Source organism: Ruegeria sp. BE10 (assembly GCF_056538905.1).
Map to the genome: position 1 here is coordinate 701,025 of NZ_JBQFTX010000001.1, position 14,176 is coordinate 715,200.

Sequence of the window (14,176 nt, forward strand, 5' to 3'; positions counted from 1 at the left end):
CCAACGCCAAGATCAGGCCGCCGGCATCCGCTGTTCGACAATCTCAGCCCACCAGCTGCACCCTGCCGGAATGGCCTCGTCGTTAAAGTTGTACTCAGGGTGATGCACCGCCGCCGTGTCGCCATTGCCAACCAGAATATACGCCCCCGGCCGTTCTTCGAGCATAAAGGCGAAATCCTCGCCGCCCATGATCAACGGCGCTTCGTCGCAATTGCCCGCCACTGAACGCGCGACATCCGCTGCAAAGTTGGTCTGCTCGTCGCTGTTCACCATCACCGGATAGCCCAAGTAATAGGTGACATTGGCCGTTCCGCCAAACGTCGCCGCGATTCCGTTGCAAATCTCTTTGATGCGCTTTTCCGCCATTTCCCGCATTTTTGAACTCATCGTACGGACGGTACCTTTGATCTGTACCGTTTGGGGGATGACGTTAAAGGCGGTGGTCGAGGTTTCAAACGACGTAACTGAAACCACGACCTGATCCACCGGATCTGCATTGCGCGACGCCACCGTCTGCAATACCAGAACCGCCTGCGCCGCCATCACGGTTGTATCGACTGTCTCATGCGGTTTGGCCGCATGACCGCCCTTGCCCTCAAAGGTGATATCAAATTGATCTGTGGCCGCAAAGAACGCACCGGGACGAATGGCAAAACTGCCGACCGGGCGACCCGGCCAGTTGTGCATGCCATAGACCTCTTGGATGCCCCAACGGTCCATCATGCCGTCCTCGCACATCTCGCGGCCTCCGCCGCCACCCTCTTCGGCGGGTTGAAAGATCACCACGACGGTGCCGTCGAAATTCCGCGTTTCCGAGAGGTATTTCGCCGCGCCCAGCAACATCGCCGTATGCCCGTCATGACCACAGGCATGCATCGCCCCATCGGTCTTGGAGGCATACTCCAGACCCGTCGCCTCATGTATCGGCAGTGCATCCATATCGGCCCGCAGACCGATCACCTTGCCCCCCGTGTCGACCTTACCTTTAATCACCCCAACGACCCCGGTGCGACCAATTCCGGTGACAATCTCATCACAGCCGAATTCCTTCAGCTTCTCAGCAACCAGTGCGCTGGTGCGGTGCGTTTCGAATAGAATCTCGGGGTTTTCATGAATATCGCGCCGCCACCCAGTGATTTCACTCTGCAATTCGGCAAAACGGTTTTTGATCGGCATAGTCTTCTCCCATCTTTTTCTCTTTGCCCCGGCTTTATCCCGGCGCGGAATTCTCAAGTCAGTCCAAAGACGCAGGCCGCAGCGCGCCGGACAGCAGGACAATCAGGATGGCCAAGGGCAACAAAACCATGAATGCCAATCGTAATGTAAGCATCTCGGCCAAAATCCCAATAAGCGGTGGGCCGATCAGTAACCCTCCGTACCCCAGCGTCGCCACACTGGCGATGGCCCGCCCCGGCGGCACATGCGGATCATTGGCTGCCCGGCTGAAGGCCAACGGCATGATCACAGCATAACCAACACCCATCAGGGCAAAACCCGCCAAGGCCAATCCCGCCTCTGATGCCGAAACCACACCGAACACGCCAAGTGCCGCGCAAATGCCTCCAAAACGGGCCGTTGCGACAGGACCAAACCGCGCGATTGCAAATCCGCCAGCCAGCCGAAACGCCACCATCGTCACCGAAAACACGGCATATCCCAACGCAGCGACGCTTTCGGCGGCACCGGTCACATCGCGCAGGAATATTGCACTCCAATCCGCTACGGCACCTTCCCCCAAAGCACCGCACAGCGCAGTGAACCCAACCAATATCAACGCACCGGACGGCAGGGCAAAGACACTGCCGTCATGTGAGACAGCTCTGCGCGACGTCCACTTAACCCAGGACAGGGTCAGCGCCAGCGCCACGACAACTCCGCCAGCCAGTAAAAAGTGCTGCATTACTGTCAGTCCCAGCTGCACCGCCCCGTATCCGCTAAGCGCCCCCAACCCGGCGCCCAAACTCCACATCGCGTGGAACGAGGACATGACTGGTTTGTCATAGGCTTGCTCGACCTCGGCGGCCCAGGCGTTCATGGCCACATCCATTGAACCGTGAAAGGCACCGAATACGAACAGGAACCCCGCCAGCGCCCAGCACCCATCGGCCACGGCCAACAGAATCAGAGACAACGTGTACAGCACCGCAATAACCCGCGTGATGGCTACGGCCCCGAACCGATCAGACAACCGCCCGGTCACCGGAAAGGAACACACAGCCCCCGCTGCCATGAACAGCAGACCATAGCCCAATGCCTCATGCGTCAATTCCAGCCTGTCCCGCACGGCTGGAATGCGAGATGCCCAAATGCCAAACAGCGCACCGTTCAGGATGAACATGGCAGCTACCGCCCGCCATGCAGACATAATTCCGATCACAGAAAACTCCCACGCGCAGTTTGCTGTTCCTAAAGCGCCCTAGGTAATTCGCAATTGTGGGCTATTGCAAACGCTTTCGAATCTGACGGATGGCAACCCAGACGCACAGAATGACAGGGATCGTCACAACCGAAGTCAACCGTCCCTGACTGATCCCATCCTCGGTCAGCGGGTAAAGAAAGTCACTGACCAGCGTCACCGCGTAGAAACTGATAGCTACCACAGACAGCCCTTCGACGGTGTGCTGTAGCCGCAGCGCAATCTGGGCACGCCGATCCATGCTTTCCAGCAGCGCCTGGTTTTGCGCACTGCGTTCCACATCGACCCGGGTACGTAACAATTCTCCGGCACGGATCGCCCGATCGGACAAAGCCTGCAGGCGGCGCTCGGTGGATTTGACGGTTCGAATGGCCGGATCATACCGGCGCATCATGAAATCGGCGAAACTCTGACGGCTCTCAAACCGCTCTTCTCGCAGCACTTCGATCCGCTGGTTCACGATAGCCTCATAGGCTCCCGTCGCCCCAAACCGAAAGGAACACTGGGCGGACAGCGTTTCCAGCTCGGTCGAGGTGGACAATAGATCGGGCAGCAGTTCATCTGGGTGGGCCGTGTTGTCGGTCATTTGCCCCATCAACTCGGTCAGCCTACCGTCCAATTCACCGATACGTGGGGTCAGCTGTTTGACGCGGGCAAACCCAAGCATTGACATTGCTTTATAGGTCTCGATCTCACACAAACGCTGAATGATCCGCCCCGTCCTGCGTCGCCCTGTGCCCTTGCTGACAAACAGCGCAAAGCGCATGTGCCCGGCCGGATCGATACGGAAATCACTGGCACAAATGGCGGTATCGTCCAGCACCCGGGCCACGGCAAGGCTTTCAGGCTCGAACCAGTTCCCCAGAGAAGACCGGACCGCTTCGTCGTCCTGGCGTTCAACCACGCGGAGCATGGCCGACGTCACCCTCTGCCCTGGGCTGGCCATCAACCAATCAGGGGGAAAGACTTCGAAATCTGCCGGGTTGAAGGGGCGATCGCTGACATTTTGTGTAATCGCAGTATAAGTGACGAATTCGGTATGCTGTTCCCATTTCAACCAATGACGGCCAATCTGACCAGCGTAATGCGTCGCCTCCGGCTGCGGATGTTGTGCGCCGTGGCGATCCAGCAGATTGATCAGATGGGCCAGATCCTCATTCCGGTCCCGCGCCACGGCTGCATCTGGCTTCTTGATCGCCAAGAACACCACCGTGCACGGCGTCGCGGCCACCGGAAAGGGGCGCGCGTGCAGTTCATTGGCCAGCGCATAGCGCAGCGGGTGATCATCAATGGGCGTCATGCAGAGCTCCGTTTTGTCCGGGGCACTATACGCCACCTCAAAAATACATCAATTCTCTTTTTATTTCATATACTTAAGTGGATACGGCTGTATACATTCCCTCTATCTCATTGATTTGGCTGCCACAGCTCGATCGGATTGCCCTCGGGATCGTGAATGCGGGCAAACTGTCCCACCTCACTGTCCCACTCAGCACGTGTTTCTACGGTGATCCCGGCGGCCTCAAGCTGCGCTATCAGCGCCGCCAAATGGTCTACTCGGAAATTGATCATCCATTGCTGATCTGCGCGGCCGAAGTATTCCGCAATTTCGGCAAATGGGGCAAAGACAGTAAACCCTTCGCGCTGCTACCAGGGCAAAGGATCGTAATGATTGACGCCCAAGTGTTTCTCATACCACGCGCTCAACGCGTCTGGGTCGCGGGCACGAAAGAACACACCACCTATGCCGTTTACTTTCTGCATGGCTACTCTCCTGACACCCACCACGTCAGACCAGCCTATCACAATCCGCCTGCTTCATCTGGCTACAAATATCCCCAAGGTCCGGAGGCAGAGCCTCCTTCACTACAAATAAGAAAAGGGCGCCCGAAGGCGCCCTTTGCAATTTGGTTACACCCCAAGCTCAGTCGATCATGGGCAGCAGTTTGTCGAGGCTGGCCTTTGCGTCGCCATAGAACATGCGGGTGTTTTCCTTGAAGAACAGGGGGTTTTCGATGCCCGAATACCCGGTGCCCTGGCCGCGTTTAGACACGAACACCTGTTTCGCCTTCCAGCATTCCAGAACCGGCATGCCGGCGATGGGGCTGTTGGGGTCTTCCTGTGCCGCAGGGTTCACGATGTCGTTCGAGCCGATGACGATGGCCACATCCGTTTCGGGGAAATCGTCGTTGATCTCATCCATCTCCAGCACGATGTCATACGGCACCTTCGCCTCGGCCAGCAGCACGTTCATGTGGCCCGGCAGACGGCCCGCAACCGGGTGGATCGCAAAGCGCACGTTCTTGCCCTGGGCGCGTAGCTTGCGGACCAGTTCGGAAACGGACTGCTGCGCCTGCGCCACGGCCATGCCATAGCCGGGGATGATGATGACACTGTCAGCATCGTTCAGCGCTGCGGACACACCATCGGCCTCGATGGCAATCTGCTCACCCTCCACGGCCATCTGTTCGCCCTGCGGGCCACCAAAGCCGCCCAGAATTACGCTGACAAAGTGACGGTTCATCGCCTTACACATGATGTAGGACAGGATCGCACCGGACGAGCCCACCAGCGCACCAACCACGATCAGCAGGTCGTTGCCCAACGAGAAGCCGATCGCCGCCGCAGCCCAACCCGAATAGGAGTTAAGCATCGACACAACCACGGGCATGTCGGCACCGCCGATTCCCATAATCAGGTGATAGCCAATGAACAGCGCGGCCAGCGTCATCAGGAACAGCGGGAAGAAGCCGCCGGTCGAGGTGTACCAGACCAAGCAGATCAGCGAGAGACCTGCAGCCGCCGCATTTAGCGCATGACCGCCCGGAAGCTTGGTCGCCGCCGATGTGACCTTGCCGGCCAGCTTGCCATAGGCCACGACCGACCCGGTAAAGGTGATCGCACCGATGAAGATGCCCAGGAACAGTTCGACATGCAGGATTGCCAACTCAGCCGAGGTTTTCTTGGCAATCAGCTTGGCGAATGCCCCCAGATCAGAAAGGTCCGCTTCTTTTGCGCTGTCGGCAATGGCCATGACCTGCGCCACGTTGCCAATCTCAAAATGCGCGTTGAAGCCGACGAACACAGCCGCCAGACCAACCAGCGAGTGCATCGCAGCCACAAGCTGCGGCATCTCGGTCATCTGCACGCGTTGTGCGACGTACTGACCGATCAGGCCACCGCCCGCAATCAGCAGCAGCGACAGCAGCCACAGCCCCGAACCGGGACCAACCAGCGTGGCAAAAACCGCCAGCGCCATACCGACGATGCCATACCAGACCGCGCGCTTGGCACTTTCCTGGTTCGACAATCCGCCGAGCGAAAGGATGAACAGAACAGCCGCAACAACGTAGGCGGCAGTAGTGAAGCCAAATTCCATGTGCCCGGCCTCCTTAAGATTTCTGGAACATGGCGAGCATGCGCCGGGTTACGAGGAAGCCGCCGAAGATGTTAATCCCGGCCATGAAGACAGACAGCGCCGCCAGCAGAATAACCAGGAACGACCCCGATCCGATCTGCATCAAGGCCCCAACAATGATGATCGACGAGATCGCGTTGGTGATCGCCATCAGCGGTGTGTGCAGACTGTGTGCAACGCCCCAGATCACCTGGAAGCCCACAAAGATCGCCAGCACAAAGACGATGAAGTGCTGCATGAAGCTGGCCGGAGCGATCAGCCCCACCAGCAGCATCAGCGCGCCACCGACACCCAGCAGGGTGAACTGCTGTTTGGTCTGCGCCTTGAAGGCCGCAATCTCTTGCGCCTTTTTCTCTTCCGGGGTCAGTTCCTTGACCTCGGGTTTTTTCTGCGCCGCAATCGCCTGCACCTTAGGCGGTGGCGGCGGGAAGGTGATCTCGCCCTCATGGGTCACGGTCGCGCCACGGATCACGTCATCTTCCATGTCGTGATTGATCTGACCGTCTTTCTCAGGGGTCAGGTCCGTCATCATGTGGCGGATGTTGGTCGCGTACAGAGACGACGATTGCGCCGCCATCCGGCTGGGGAAGTCGGTATAGCCGATGATGGTCACGCCATTGTCGGTCACGACCTTCTCATCCGCGACGGTCAGCTTGCAGTTGCCGCCCTTTTCCGCCGCAAGGTCAACAATGACCGAGCCCGGCTTCATCGCCTCGACCATATCCTTGGTCCAAAGCTCGGGCGCTTCGCGGTTGGGGATCAGCGCCGTGGTGATGACGATGTCCATTTCCGGCGCTAGTTCACGGAACTTGGCCAGCTGCGCCTCGCGGAACTCGTCCGACTGGACGCTGGCATAACCACCGGTGGCCGCGCCGTCCTGCTGGTCTTCTTCAAAATCCAGATAGACAAACTCGGCGCCCATGGATTCGACCTGTTCGGCCACTTCGGGGCGCACGTCGAACGCGTAAGTGATCGCACCCAGCGAGGTCGAGGTCCCGATCGCCGCCAGACCGGCAACACCGGCCCCTACGATCAGCACCTTCGCAGGCGGCACCTTACCGGCCGCCGTCACCTGACCGGTAAAGAACCGGCCAAAGTTGTTGCCCGCTTCGATTACCGCTCGGTAACCGGCGATATTAGCCATTGACGACAGCGCATCCATTTTTTGTGCGCGGGAAATACGCGGCACCATCTCCATGGCGATGACGTTGGCGCCCTTGGCCTTAGCCGCTTCCATCCCTTCTTCGTTCCCTGCCGGGTTGAAGAAGGAAATCAGCGTCTTGCCCTTGGTCAGTCGCTTTAGCTCGGTTGCGTCGGGCTGTCGGACCTTGGCAACAATGTCAGCCGCTTTCCACAGCGATGCGGCGGTCTTGACCAACTCAACGCCTGCAGCCTCATAAGCCGCATCCGAAAAGCCCGCAGCAGCCCCAGCGCCTTTCTCAATCAGGCACTCATAGCCCAGTTTCTGCAACTGCACCGCAGAGTCCGGCGTCATCGCAACGCGGTTCTCGCCCTCATATATTTCCTTCGGTGTGCCTATCTTCACTGGCAGTCCCCCTAGTTCTCACTCAAGCTGAGCGGGTGGTCGGTATTCTTCGTTAAGCAAACATGTATCTTGCGCAACATTATTTCGCAAGTGCAGCATTCACGATATGATATTATCGGTCTATCCATCCTAAACCCACCGGCGGGTTTTACGTTCGTAACGGGCAAAATCAGCGTGAAAAGTACGGCGCAGGCGGTCTTCTTCGGGCAGAATGAACCGGCGCTCAAGCACCCAGACGAAGATTGGGATCAGGATCAGGGACAGCACCGCATCGAACCTTAAAACCAAACCAGCCAGAATCAGAACGTCGCCAACATAGATCGGGTTGCGGCTGCGTTTATATATGCCTGACTGAACCAGCGCCGAAGGTGTTTCGTGCGGGATAACGGTTGTTTTGTGACGACGAAATTCCACTATCGCCAATACCGCGATCAGGATGCCACCCCCGATCAGCAACCCGCTTAACAAGTCAGTCAATCCGCCGTCCAGCGACAAGCCCAGGGGGAAATGACGCGCCTGCAGCCAGGCCAGAAAAGCGAACCCAACAAGCCAGACGGGCGGTATGTCGATCCGGTGCATGCGCATCCCCGCAACTGACAACATGCACAGGCATGTCGTTTCTGGCCGATGTCCTACCGCTTTCGAACCGAATTGGCAAAAGCTCAGGTTGTCGCATCAATGGACAGGCCGATACGGATCGGCTAGGCCGAAAGAAAGCAACACAACACAACACAAAGTAGTGAGCCGCCCATGACCGACTTTGCCGCGACCAAAGCCATGTTCGATCTGCCCGAGGATGTCATTTATCTGGACGGCAATTCGCTGGGTCCGTTGCCGCTGGCTGCCAGTGATCGTGTCAGTGACATGATGGTCAAGGAATGGGGCCAGATGCTGATCACCGGCTGGAACAAGGCCGGATGGATGGGTTTGCCGACCGGCCTGGGCGACCGCATTGGCCGTCTGATCGGCGCGGAAACCGGGACGGTTGTGACCGGCGATACCCTGTCGATCAAAGTGTATCAGGCCGTGGCATCTGCGCTGGAACTGTGCCGGGACCGCAAGGTGGTCCTGTCGGATAACGGCAACTTCCCGTCTGATTTGTATATGGTGGACGGGCTGCTGCGCTCGCTGGGGCCGGATTATGAACTACGCGTTGTCGCACCCGAGGACGTGGCCGCAAACATAACCGACGACGTTGCCGTGCTGATGCTTACTGAGGTGGACTATCGCAGCGGGCGCATACACGACATGAAGGCGCTGACCGAACTGGCACATGCAAACGGGACGGTCACTGTCTGGGATCTGGCCCATTCCGCCGGAGCTATCCCAGTGGACCTGTCCGGCTGCAACGCCGATTTCGCGGTGGGCTGCACATATAAATACCTTAACGGGGGCCCCGGTGCGCCAGCCTTTATCTATGTCGCGCCACGCTTGACAGATCGCGCCCGTCCGGCCTTGTCAGGTTGGCTGGGGCACGAGGCACCCTTCGCCTTCGACCTGGACTATCGCCCCGGCAGCGGGATCGAGAGGATGCGGGTCGGCACCCCTCCGATCCTTCAGATGACCGCCCTGTCCGCCGCGATGGACATCTGGGACATGGCGGACATGGCTGATGTGCGCGCCAAATCCATCGACTTGACCGAGTTGTTCATAGCCCGTGTCGAAGGCACCTGCCCTGAGTTGGAACTGGCCAGCCCACGTGATCCGCAGCAGCGCGGCAGTCAGGTCTCGTTTCGGTTTACTGAAGGTTACGCCGCCATGCAGGCTCTGATCGCGCGCGGCGTGATCGGAGATTTCCGTGCGCCGGACATCATGCGCTTCGGGTTCACGCCTTTGTACATCGACGCGAGGGACGTCGAGCGCGCTGTCGAAATCTTGGCTTACATTATGCAAAACCGTTTGTGGGATGCACCGGAATTCAAAGTGCGGCAGCGGGTTACCTGACCTCAAGCCCCGCACCGATCAACGCCGCGATCTGCGCAACCTGCTGTTCATAGACCTCTGCACCTGCTCCGATTAGCTTGAGCCCCTTAAGCGTGGCCGTAATCGTCCGACCAGTCTCGGCCGCACCGGCCAGCAGGCGCACCCGCCCGGCCCGTTCTTGCTGTGTCAGCCAATCCGCGTATAGCCCTGAGAGTTTAGCCTCACCCTCCGCGATGATCTCGGCGGATAAGGATTTGGTGTTGTCCAGCATCTCAAGCCCATGAGGCGAGGCCAGTATCGCGGCCATCCCTGCCGTCTGCGCCTGAATCGCACTGGCTAGAACCTCGGACACTGAACCTGACGTTGCCAGCGCCTCGGCAACAGCCGCGCATTTTTCGACATAGTAGACCTCGGTCAGTTTACTGACGATCGCCTCTTTGTTCTTGAAATGCAGATACAGCGCCGGCCGGGACATCCCCGCCCCCTGCGCAATGTCATCCATCGAGGTTTTTCGGTATCCATAAGCGGCAAAAGCCTGAAAAGCCGAGTTCAGGATGGTTTTTTGCCGTGAATCGTCAACTGCTTCCGTCATACCAGAACCTTTGACATTTTTTGTAAATTTTGTCAATTGACACGCTGACACTTTGCGCTAAATATGTCAGCAACCAGCCACAGCCAGATGAGGTGCGCCATGGCGACCACCCTGAAGATTAACGGTAAGCAACATCAGGTTGACCTGCCCGATGACGTCCCCTTGCTTTGGGTCTTACGCGATGAGGTCGGCCTGACCGGCACCAAATTCGGCTGCGGCGTGGCGGCCTGTGGTGCCTGCACGGTTCATATTGATGGCGAGGCTGTACGCTCGTGCCAGGTGAGCCTGTCGGATGTTTGGGGCGATGTCACCACGATTGAAGGTATCGGGACGCCGGGTACGATGGCGACAATCCAGCAAGCCTGGGTCGATCATCAGGTGGCGCAGTGCGGATATTGCCAGTCGGGCCAGATCATGCAGGCTGCTGCGTTGCTGGCTGAAAACCCTGCACCTTCGGACGCCGATATTGATGAGGCGATGCAGGGCAACCTGTGTCGTTGTGGCACCTACCCCCGTATCCGCGCTGCGATCCATGACGCGGCTGGCAAACTGAAGGAGGCGTAACTCATGGCTTCTGTTGGTAAAATCCTTCGCCGCACTTTCCTGATCGGCTCGGCCGCAATTGTCGGCGGCGTAGCATTCGGCGCCTATTATGTCAGCCGCCCCGCCGCGAACCCGCTAAAACCTGGCGAGGGTCAGGCGGCGTTGAACCCGTTTGTCCTGATCGACCAAAATGGCGTAACCCTCTTTGCACCGCGCGCTGAAATGGGTCAGGGCGTCAAGACCACATGGGCCGCGCTGATTGCCGAGGAATTGGACGTGGATCTGAACCAGATCACTGTGCTGCACGGTCCGGCGGCAGCGGCCTACTATAACTCTGCCATGCTGGGGGAAGGTCTGCCTAACAAGGGTTATGACATATCTGACTTCCAGCACAATCTGGGCGAAGCGCTGGGTGTGCTTGGCAAAGCTCTTCACCTCCAGGTCACCGGCGGGTCGACATCGATGAAGGATGGGTTCGAGCGGATGCGTCAGGCCGGTGCATCGGCCCGACACACGCTCAAACGCGCTGCGGCCCTTCGTTTAGGTGTTGACCCGTCGGAACTGGGAACTGCCGCAGGGCATGTCATCGCGCCAAATGGCGACAAGATTGCCTATACGGACTTGGCCGTAGACGCCGCCGGACTTGAGCCGGTCGAAGTGCCCCTTCGCGATCCGTCTGAATGGCGTTATCTGGGCCAAACCCAGCCGCGTCTGGACATGGTCGAAAAGGCAACTGGTACCGCCGAGTTTGGCGTCGACGTTCGCCTGCCGGGGATGAAATTCGCGGCCGTGCGCATGAACCCCAAGCTGGGCGGCGCGATGCACGGTTATGACGACAGCACCGCGCAATCCATGCCGGGGGTCGAGAAAATCGTTGATCTGGGCACAGGTGTCGCCGTGATTGCCAACAACACCTGGCTCGCCAATCAAGCAGTCGAGGCCATCGACGTGGATTGGGGTGACGCCCCCTACCCGCCCGAGACGGATGGCATTTTCACCAAGATCGCCGAGGCGTTTGATGACTCGGCGAATTCGACAATGCGCGACGATGGCGATGTCAGCGTCACACCCGAAGGCGCAACTGAGATTACCGCAGAGTATCAAGTGCCCTATTTGGCCCATGCCACGATGGAGCCGATGAACGCCACTGCGCTGTATACCGGCGATGCGTTGGAGCTGTGGTGCGGCAATCAGGCCCCAACCCTGATCCGGTTTCGCGCGGCCAACACCGCTAATCTGGACACCGAAGCGGTACAGATCCACACCACATATCTGGGTGGTGGGTTTGGTCGCCGGGGTGAACTGGATTTCGGCGAGATTGCCACCAAGGTTGCCATGGCCATGCCCGGCACCCCGGTTCAGACGACCTGGAGCCGCGAAGAAGATATGCGCCACGACTATTACCGCCCCGGCGCCATTGCCCGGATGCGCGGGGCAGTGCAGGACGGCAAGGCAGTTCTGATTGACGGCAAAGTTTCGGCGCAATCCTGCACGCAGCAGGCCGTGACGAGATACACTGGCATGCCTGGTGCCGGCCCGGACAAGGTTCTGGTCGAAGGTTTTTTCAACCAGCCCTACGCGGTGCCGAACTACCGCATGAGCGGCCACATCCCCAAACTTGACGTCCCCGTCGGGTTCTGGCGGTCGGTCGGCAACAGCCATAACGGGTTCTTCCACGAAACCTTCATGGATGAGATGGCCTATGCCGCGGGCCGCGACCCGCTGGAATTCCGGTTGGAACTGATGAAGGGTGAACACGCCCCCTCGGCCGGTTGCCTCGAAGCAGTGCGCGAGATGTCCGGATGGACCGGGCAGACACCGGACGGCGTGGGGCGCGGCGTGGCGTTCACCTACAGTTTCGGTACTCCGGTCGCACAAGTGATCGAGGTGGTAGACGAAGACGGCACCATCCGCATCAACAAGGCGTGGATTGCCTGTGATATGGGGCTGGCTCTGGACCCCGAGAACGTCAAAGCGCAGATGTTCGGCGGCATGATGTATGGTCTGTCAGCAGCCTGCTACGGCGAGATCACCTTTGCCGAAGGTGAGGTCGAGCAATACAACTTCCCCGACTACGATGCGATCCGAATGCATACTGCTCCGCAGGTTGAGGTGCGTGTGCTGGAAACCAACCGCCACATGGGTGGCGCGGGCGAACCCGGAACGCCGCCGTCAATGCCGGCGCTTGGCAATGCGTTGTTTGATCTGACCGGAGAACGCGCCCGAAAGCTGCCTCTGAACCAACAGTTTGATCTGTTGATTTGATTGCAATGCGCCGGTCCCCTTTGTGGATCAGCGCGACATTCACGCCCGTTGCTGTACCAGACTGGCATCCGAACCGGTGGCCCATGCCCTTACGGCGGCACCGAATGCCTCGAACAAAGGTCGGGAAACGGGATCGTTGATTGCATCCCATTCAGGGTGCCATTGCACCGATAGAGTAAAGCCTGGCGCATCCTTGATATAGATCGCCTCGGGCGTACCGTCAGGCGCGTGGCCGTCGATGACAACACGGTCACCGACTGTCTTGATACCCTGCCCGTGCAAAGTGTTGGTCATCACTTCGGGCGCGCCGAATAGTTGGTGGAATACGCCACCTTCGTCCAGTGTCACCACATGTCGCAAGGCAAACTTCTCTTCCAAAGTTCCGTCCGGGGGCATGCGGTGGTTCATTCGACCCGGCAAATCGCGTATTTCAGGGTAGAGCGTGCCGCCCATGGCGACGTTGACCTCTTGAAACCCGCGACAAATGCCCATGAAGGGCTGACCACGCTCGACACAGGCCCGAACCAAAGGCAAAGTGACCGCATCCCGCGCCCGGTCGAACTCACCATGCGCGTCAGTGGCGTCCTCGCCGTATTCTTCGGGATGTACATTCGGGCGCCCACCGGTCAGCAGGAACCCGTCGCAGACCTCAAGCAATTCCTCAACCGTGACAAAGCGCGGGTCGGATGGAATCAGCAGCGGCAGGCAATGCGAAACATTTGCCACGGCCTCAGAGTTCATCGTTCCACCCGCATGGGTAGGGTATTCATCGTTCATAAGGTAAGAGTTGCCGATGATACCGACGACAGGTCGAGACATTCCGCATTCCTTGCAGTTTCTGTAACTAACAGGGAAGCTATCCTCAGCAGAAAGAACGTGCAACAGAACACGCCCTGCATGACGGCGCAAGGACGTGTTCAACTGCGCACAAAACGTTCGGGCTATATGGCAAATGTCGGAACAGAATTACAAATGATACCAAGTTTTTGAGAGTTTTTCCCTATTCTCTGGAAAAACCAGCACCACAGACTGATCGAAATCAGGCTTCTCCGGTCAGGCCTGCCCCCTCGACCCCGGTCATACCCGCAACGACATCATTGTCCGAAGTGTCGCCTGTCACACCAATGGCCCCGATCACCGCGCCCTTGCGATCACGCAGCAAAATTCCCCCCGGAACCGGCACAACCTGACCACCATAAACGCCGTTCACCGCATTCATGAAATAAGCCTGAGCTTCGGCACGTTGCATTTGCGCAGTGCCCGCCATGCCCAGCATGACCGACCCGTAAGCCTTACCATGCGCGATAGCGAAACGGCCGGGCGCTGCGCCATCTTCACGTTCAAACGCGATGACGTGCCCGCCCGCATCCAAGACCACGACCGAGAGCGGCTTCAGCTCCATCTCGCGGCCTTTCTCAAGAGTTTTGCGAATGATCGTGCGGGCTTTGCGCAGAGAAATGGTCATGGTGTGTC

At 58.7% G+C, this 14,176-nt stretch carries 14 protein-coding genes; 3 read left to right on the forward strand and 11 right to left on the reverse strand.

Translation table 11 applies throughout. The features are described 5' to 3' along the window. Nucleotides 1-12 precede the first annotated feature (12 nt). The 8 genes from ACR0M2_RS03500 to ACR0M2_RS03535 form a co-directional block, all read right to left on the reverse strand. Nucleotides 13-1,176 carry a M20 aminoacylase family protein gene (locus tag ACR0M2_RS03500; protein ID WP_480704045.1) on the reverse strand — a complete coding sequence of 388 codons (1,164 nt, stop codon included), beginning with the start codon at nt 1,174-1,176 and terminating at the stop codon, nt 13-15. Nucleotides 1,177-1,234: 58 nt separating this feature from the next. Then, complete coding sequence (locus ACR0M2_RS03505) at nt 1,235-2,377, reverse strand: MFS transporter (RefSeq protein ID WP_480704046.1); 1,143 nt, start codon at nt 2,375-2,377, stop codon at nt 1,235-1,237. Nucleotides 2,378-2,438: 61 nt separating this feature from the next. Further along, the gene (locus tag ACR0M2_RS03510; RefSeq protein ID WP_170532781.1) at nt 2,439-3,716 is read right to left on the reverse strand and encodes a DUF3422 family protein; all 1,278 of its coding nucleotides are present in this window, start codon (nt 3,714-3,716) and stop codon (nt 2,439-2,441) included. Between the two features lie 107 nt (nt 3,717-3,823). Then, nucleotides 3,824-3,988, reverse strand: coding sequence for a VOC family protein (locus tag ACR0M2_RS03515; protein WP_480704047.1), 165 nt, complete (start codon nt 3,986-3,988; stop codon nt 3,824-3,826). 75 nt (nt 3,989-4,063) lie between these two features. Further along, on the reverse strand, nt 4,064-4,180 hold the full coding sequence (locus ACR0M2_RS03520) for a VOC family protein (RefSeq protein ID WP_480646143.1): 117 nt from the start codon (nt 4,178-4,180) through the stop codon (nt 4,064-4,066). Nucleotides 4,181-4,340: 160 nt separating this feature from the next. Continuing rightward, the gene (locus ACR0M2_RS03525) at nt 4,341-5,795 is read right to left on the reverse strand and encodes an NAD(P)(+) transhydrogenase (Re/Si-specific) subunit beta (protein ID WP_480704048.1); all 1,455 of its coding nucleotides are present in this window, start codon (nt 5,793-5,795) and stop codon (nt 4,341-4,343) included. 13 nt (nt 5,796-5,808) lie between these two features. Further along, on the reverse strand, nt 5,809-7,380 hold the full coding sequence (locus tag ACR0M2_RS03530; RefSeq protein WP_480636027.1) for a Re/Si-specific NAD(P)(+) transhydrogenase subunit alpha: 1,572 nt from the start codon (nt 7,378-7,380) through the stop codon (nt 5,809-5,811). Nucleotides 7,381-7,509: 129 nt separating this feature from the next. Further along, nucleotides 7,510-7,959, reverse strand: a complete 450-nt coding sequence (locus tag ACR0M2_RS03535; RefSeq protein WP_170395704.1) for a methyltransferase family protein — start codon at nt 7,957-7,959, stop codon at nt 7,510-7,512. A gap of 171 nt (nt 7,960-8,130) precedes the next feature. Here ACR0M2_RS03535 and kynU point away from each other — a divergent pair, with 171 nt between their 5' ends. Beyond that, nucleotides 8,131-9,324 carry a kynureninase gene (gene kynU / locus ACR0M2_RS03540; RefSeq protein ID WP_480704049.1) on the forward strand — a complete coding sequence of 398 codons (1,194 nt, stop codon included), beginning with the start codon at nt 8,131-8,133 and terminating at the stop codon, nt 9,322-9,324. On the opposite strand, the gene ACR0M2_RS03545 is transcribed toward kynU, so the two are convergent. After that, nucleotides 9,317-9,895, reverse strand: a complete 579-nt coding sequence (locus ACR0M2_RS03545; RefSeq protein ID WP_480704050.1) for a TetR/AcrR family transcriptional regulator — start codon at nt 9,893-9,895, stop codon at nt 9,317-9,319. The genes kynU and ACR0M2_RS03545 overlap by 8 nt on opposite strands. A 99-nt stretch (nt 9,896-9,994) precedes the next feature. Here ACR0M2_RS03545 and ACR0M2_RS03550 point away from each other — a divergent pair, with 99 nt between their 5' ends. Further along, the gene (locus ACR0M2_RS03550) at nt 9,995-10,459 is read left to right on the forward strand and encodes a (2Fe-2S)-binding protein (protein WP_170348095.1); all 465 of its coding nucleotides are present in this window, start codon (nt 9,995-9,997) and stop codon (nt 10,457-10,459) included. Between the two features lie 3 nt (nt 10,460-10,462). Then, nucleotides 10,463-12,703 carry a xanthine dehydrogenase family protein molybdopterin-binding subunit gene (locus ACR0M2_RS03555; protein ID WP_480704051.1) on the forward strand — a complete coding sequence of 747 codons (2,241 nt, stop codon included), beginning with the start codon at nt 10,463-10,465 and terminating at the stop codon, nt 12,701-12,703. Nucleotides 12,704-12,742: 39 nt separating this feature from the next. Here ACR0M2_RS03555 and ACR0M2_RS03560 read toward each other — a convergent pair whose 3' ends face one another. Further along, a complete protein-coding gene (locus tag ACR0M2_RS03560; RefSeq protein WP_480687295.1) occupies nt 12,743-13,522 on the reverse strand; it encodes a gamma-glutamyl-gamma-aminobutyrate hydrolase family protein in 780 nt (259 codons plus the stop codon). A 220-nt stretch (nt 13,523-13,742) separates the two neighbouring features. Then, nucleotides 13,743-14,168 (reverse strand): GlcG/HbpS family heme-binding protein, encoded by a 426-nt coding sequence (locus ACR0M2_RS03565; RefSeq protein WP_170348089.1) that lies wholly within the window; start codon nt 14,166-14,168, stop codon nt 13,743-13,745. Between the last annotated feature and the right edge of the window lie 8 nt (nt 14,169-14,176).

Excerpts from the sequence above, each read along its gene's own strand:
- ACR0M2_RS03500 (WP_480704045.1), bottom strand. The coding sequence starts at position 1,176 with ATGCCGATCAAAAACCGTTTTGCCGAATTGCAGAGTGAAATCACTGGG.
- ACR0M2_RS03510 (WP_170532781.1), bottom strand. The coding sequence starts at position 3,716 with ATGACGCCCATTGATGATCACCCGCTGCGCTATGCGCTGGCCAATGAA.
- ACR0M2_RS03515 (WP_480704047.1), bottom strand. The coding sequence starts at position 3,988 with ATGATCAATTTCCGAGTAGACCATTTGGCGGCGCTGATAGCGCAGCTT.
- ACR0M2_RS03520 (WP_480646143.1), bottom strand. The coding sequence starts at position 4,180 with ATGCAGAAAGTAAACGGCATAGGTGGTGTGTTCTTTCGTGCCCGCGAC.
- ACR0M2_RS03525 (WP_480704048.1), bottom strand. The coding sequence starts at position 5,795 with ATGGAATTTGGCTTCACTACTGCCGCCTACGTTGTTGCGGCTGTTCTG.
- ACR0M2_RS03535 (WP_170395704.1), bottom strand. The coding sequence starts at position 7,959 with ATGCACCGGATCGACATACCGCCCGTCTGGCTTGTTGGGTTCGCTTTT.
- kynU (WP_480704049.1), top strand. The coding sequence starts at position 8,131 with ATGACCGACTTTGCCGCGACCAAAGCCATGTTCGATCTGCCCGAGGAT.
- ACR0M2_RS03545 (WP_480704050.1), bottom strand. The coding sequence starts at position 9,895 with ATGACGGAAGCAGTTGACGATTCACGGCAAAAAACCATCCTGAACTCG.
- ACR0M2_RS03550 (WP_170348095.1), top strand. The coding sequence starts at position 9,995 with ATGGCGACCACCCTGAAGATTAACGGTAAGCAACATCAGGTTGACCTG.
- ACR0M2_RS03555 (WP_480704051.1), top strand. The coding sequence starts at position 10,463 with ATGGCTTCTGTTGGTAAAATCCTTCGCCGCACTTTCCTGATCGGCTCG.
- ACR0M2_RS03560 (WP_480687295.1), bottom strand. The coding sequence starts at position 13,522 with ATGTCTCGACCTGTCGTCGGTATCATCGGCAACTCTTACCTTATGAAC.
- ACR0M2_RS03565 (WP_170348089.1), bottom strand. The coding sequence starts at position 14,168 with ATGACCATTTCTCTGCGCAAAGCCCGCACGATCATTCGCAAAACTCTT.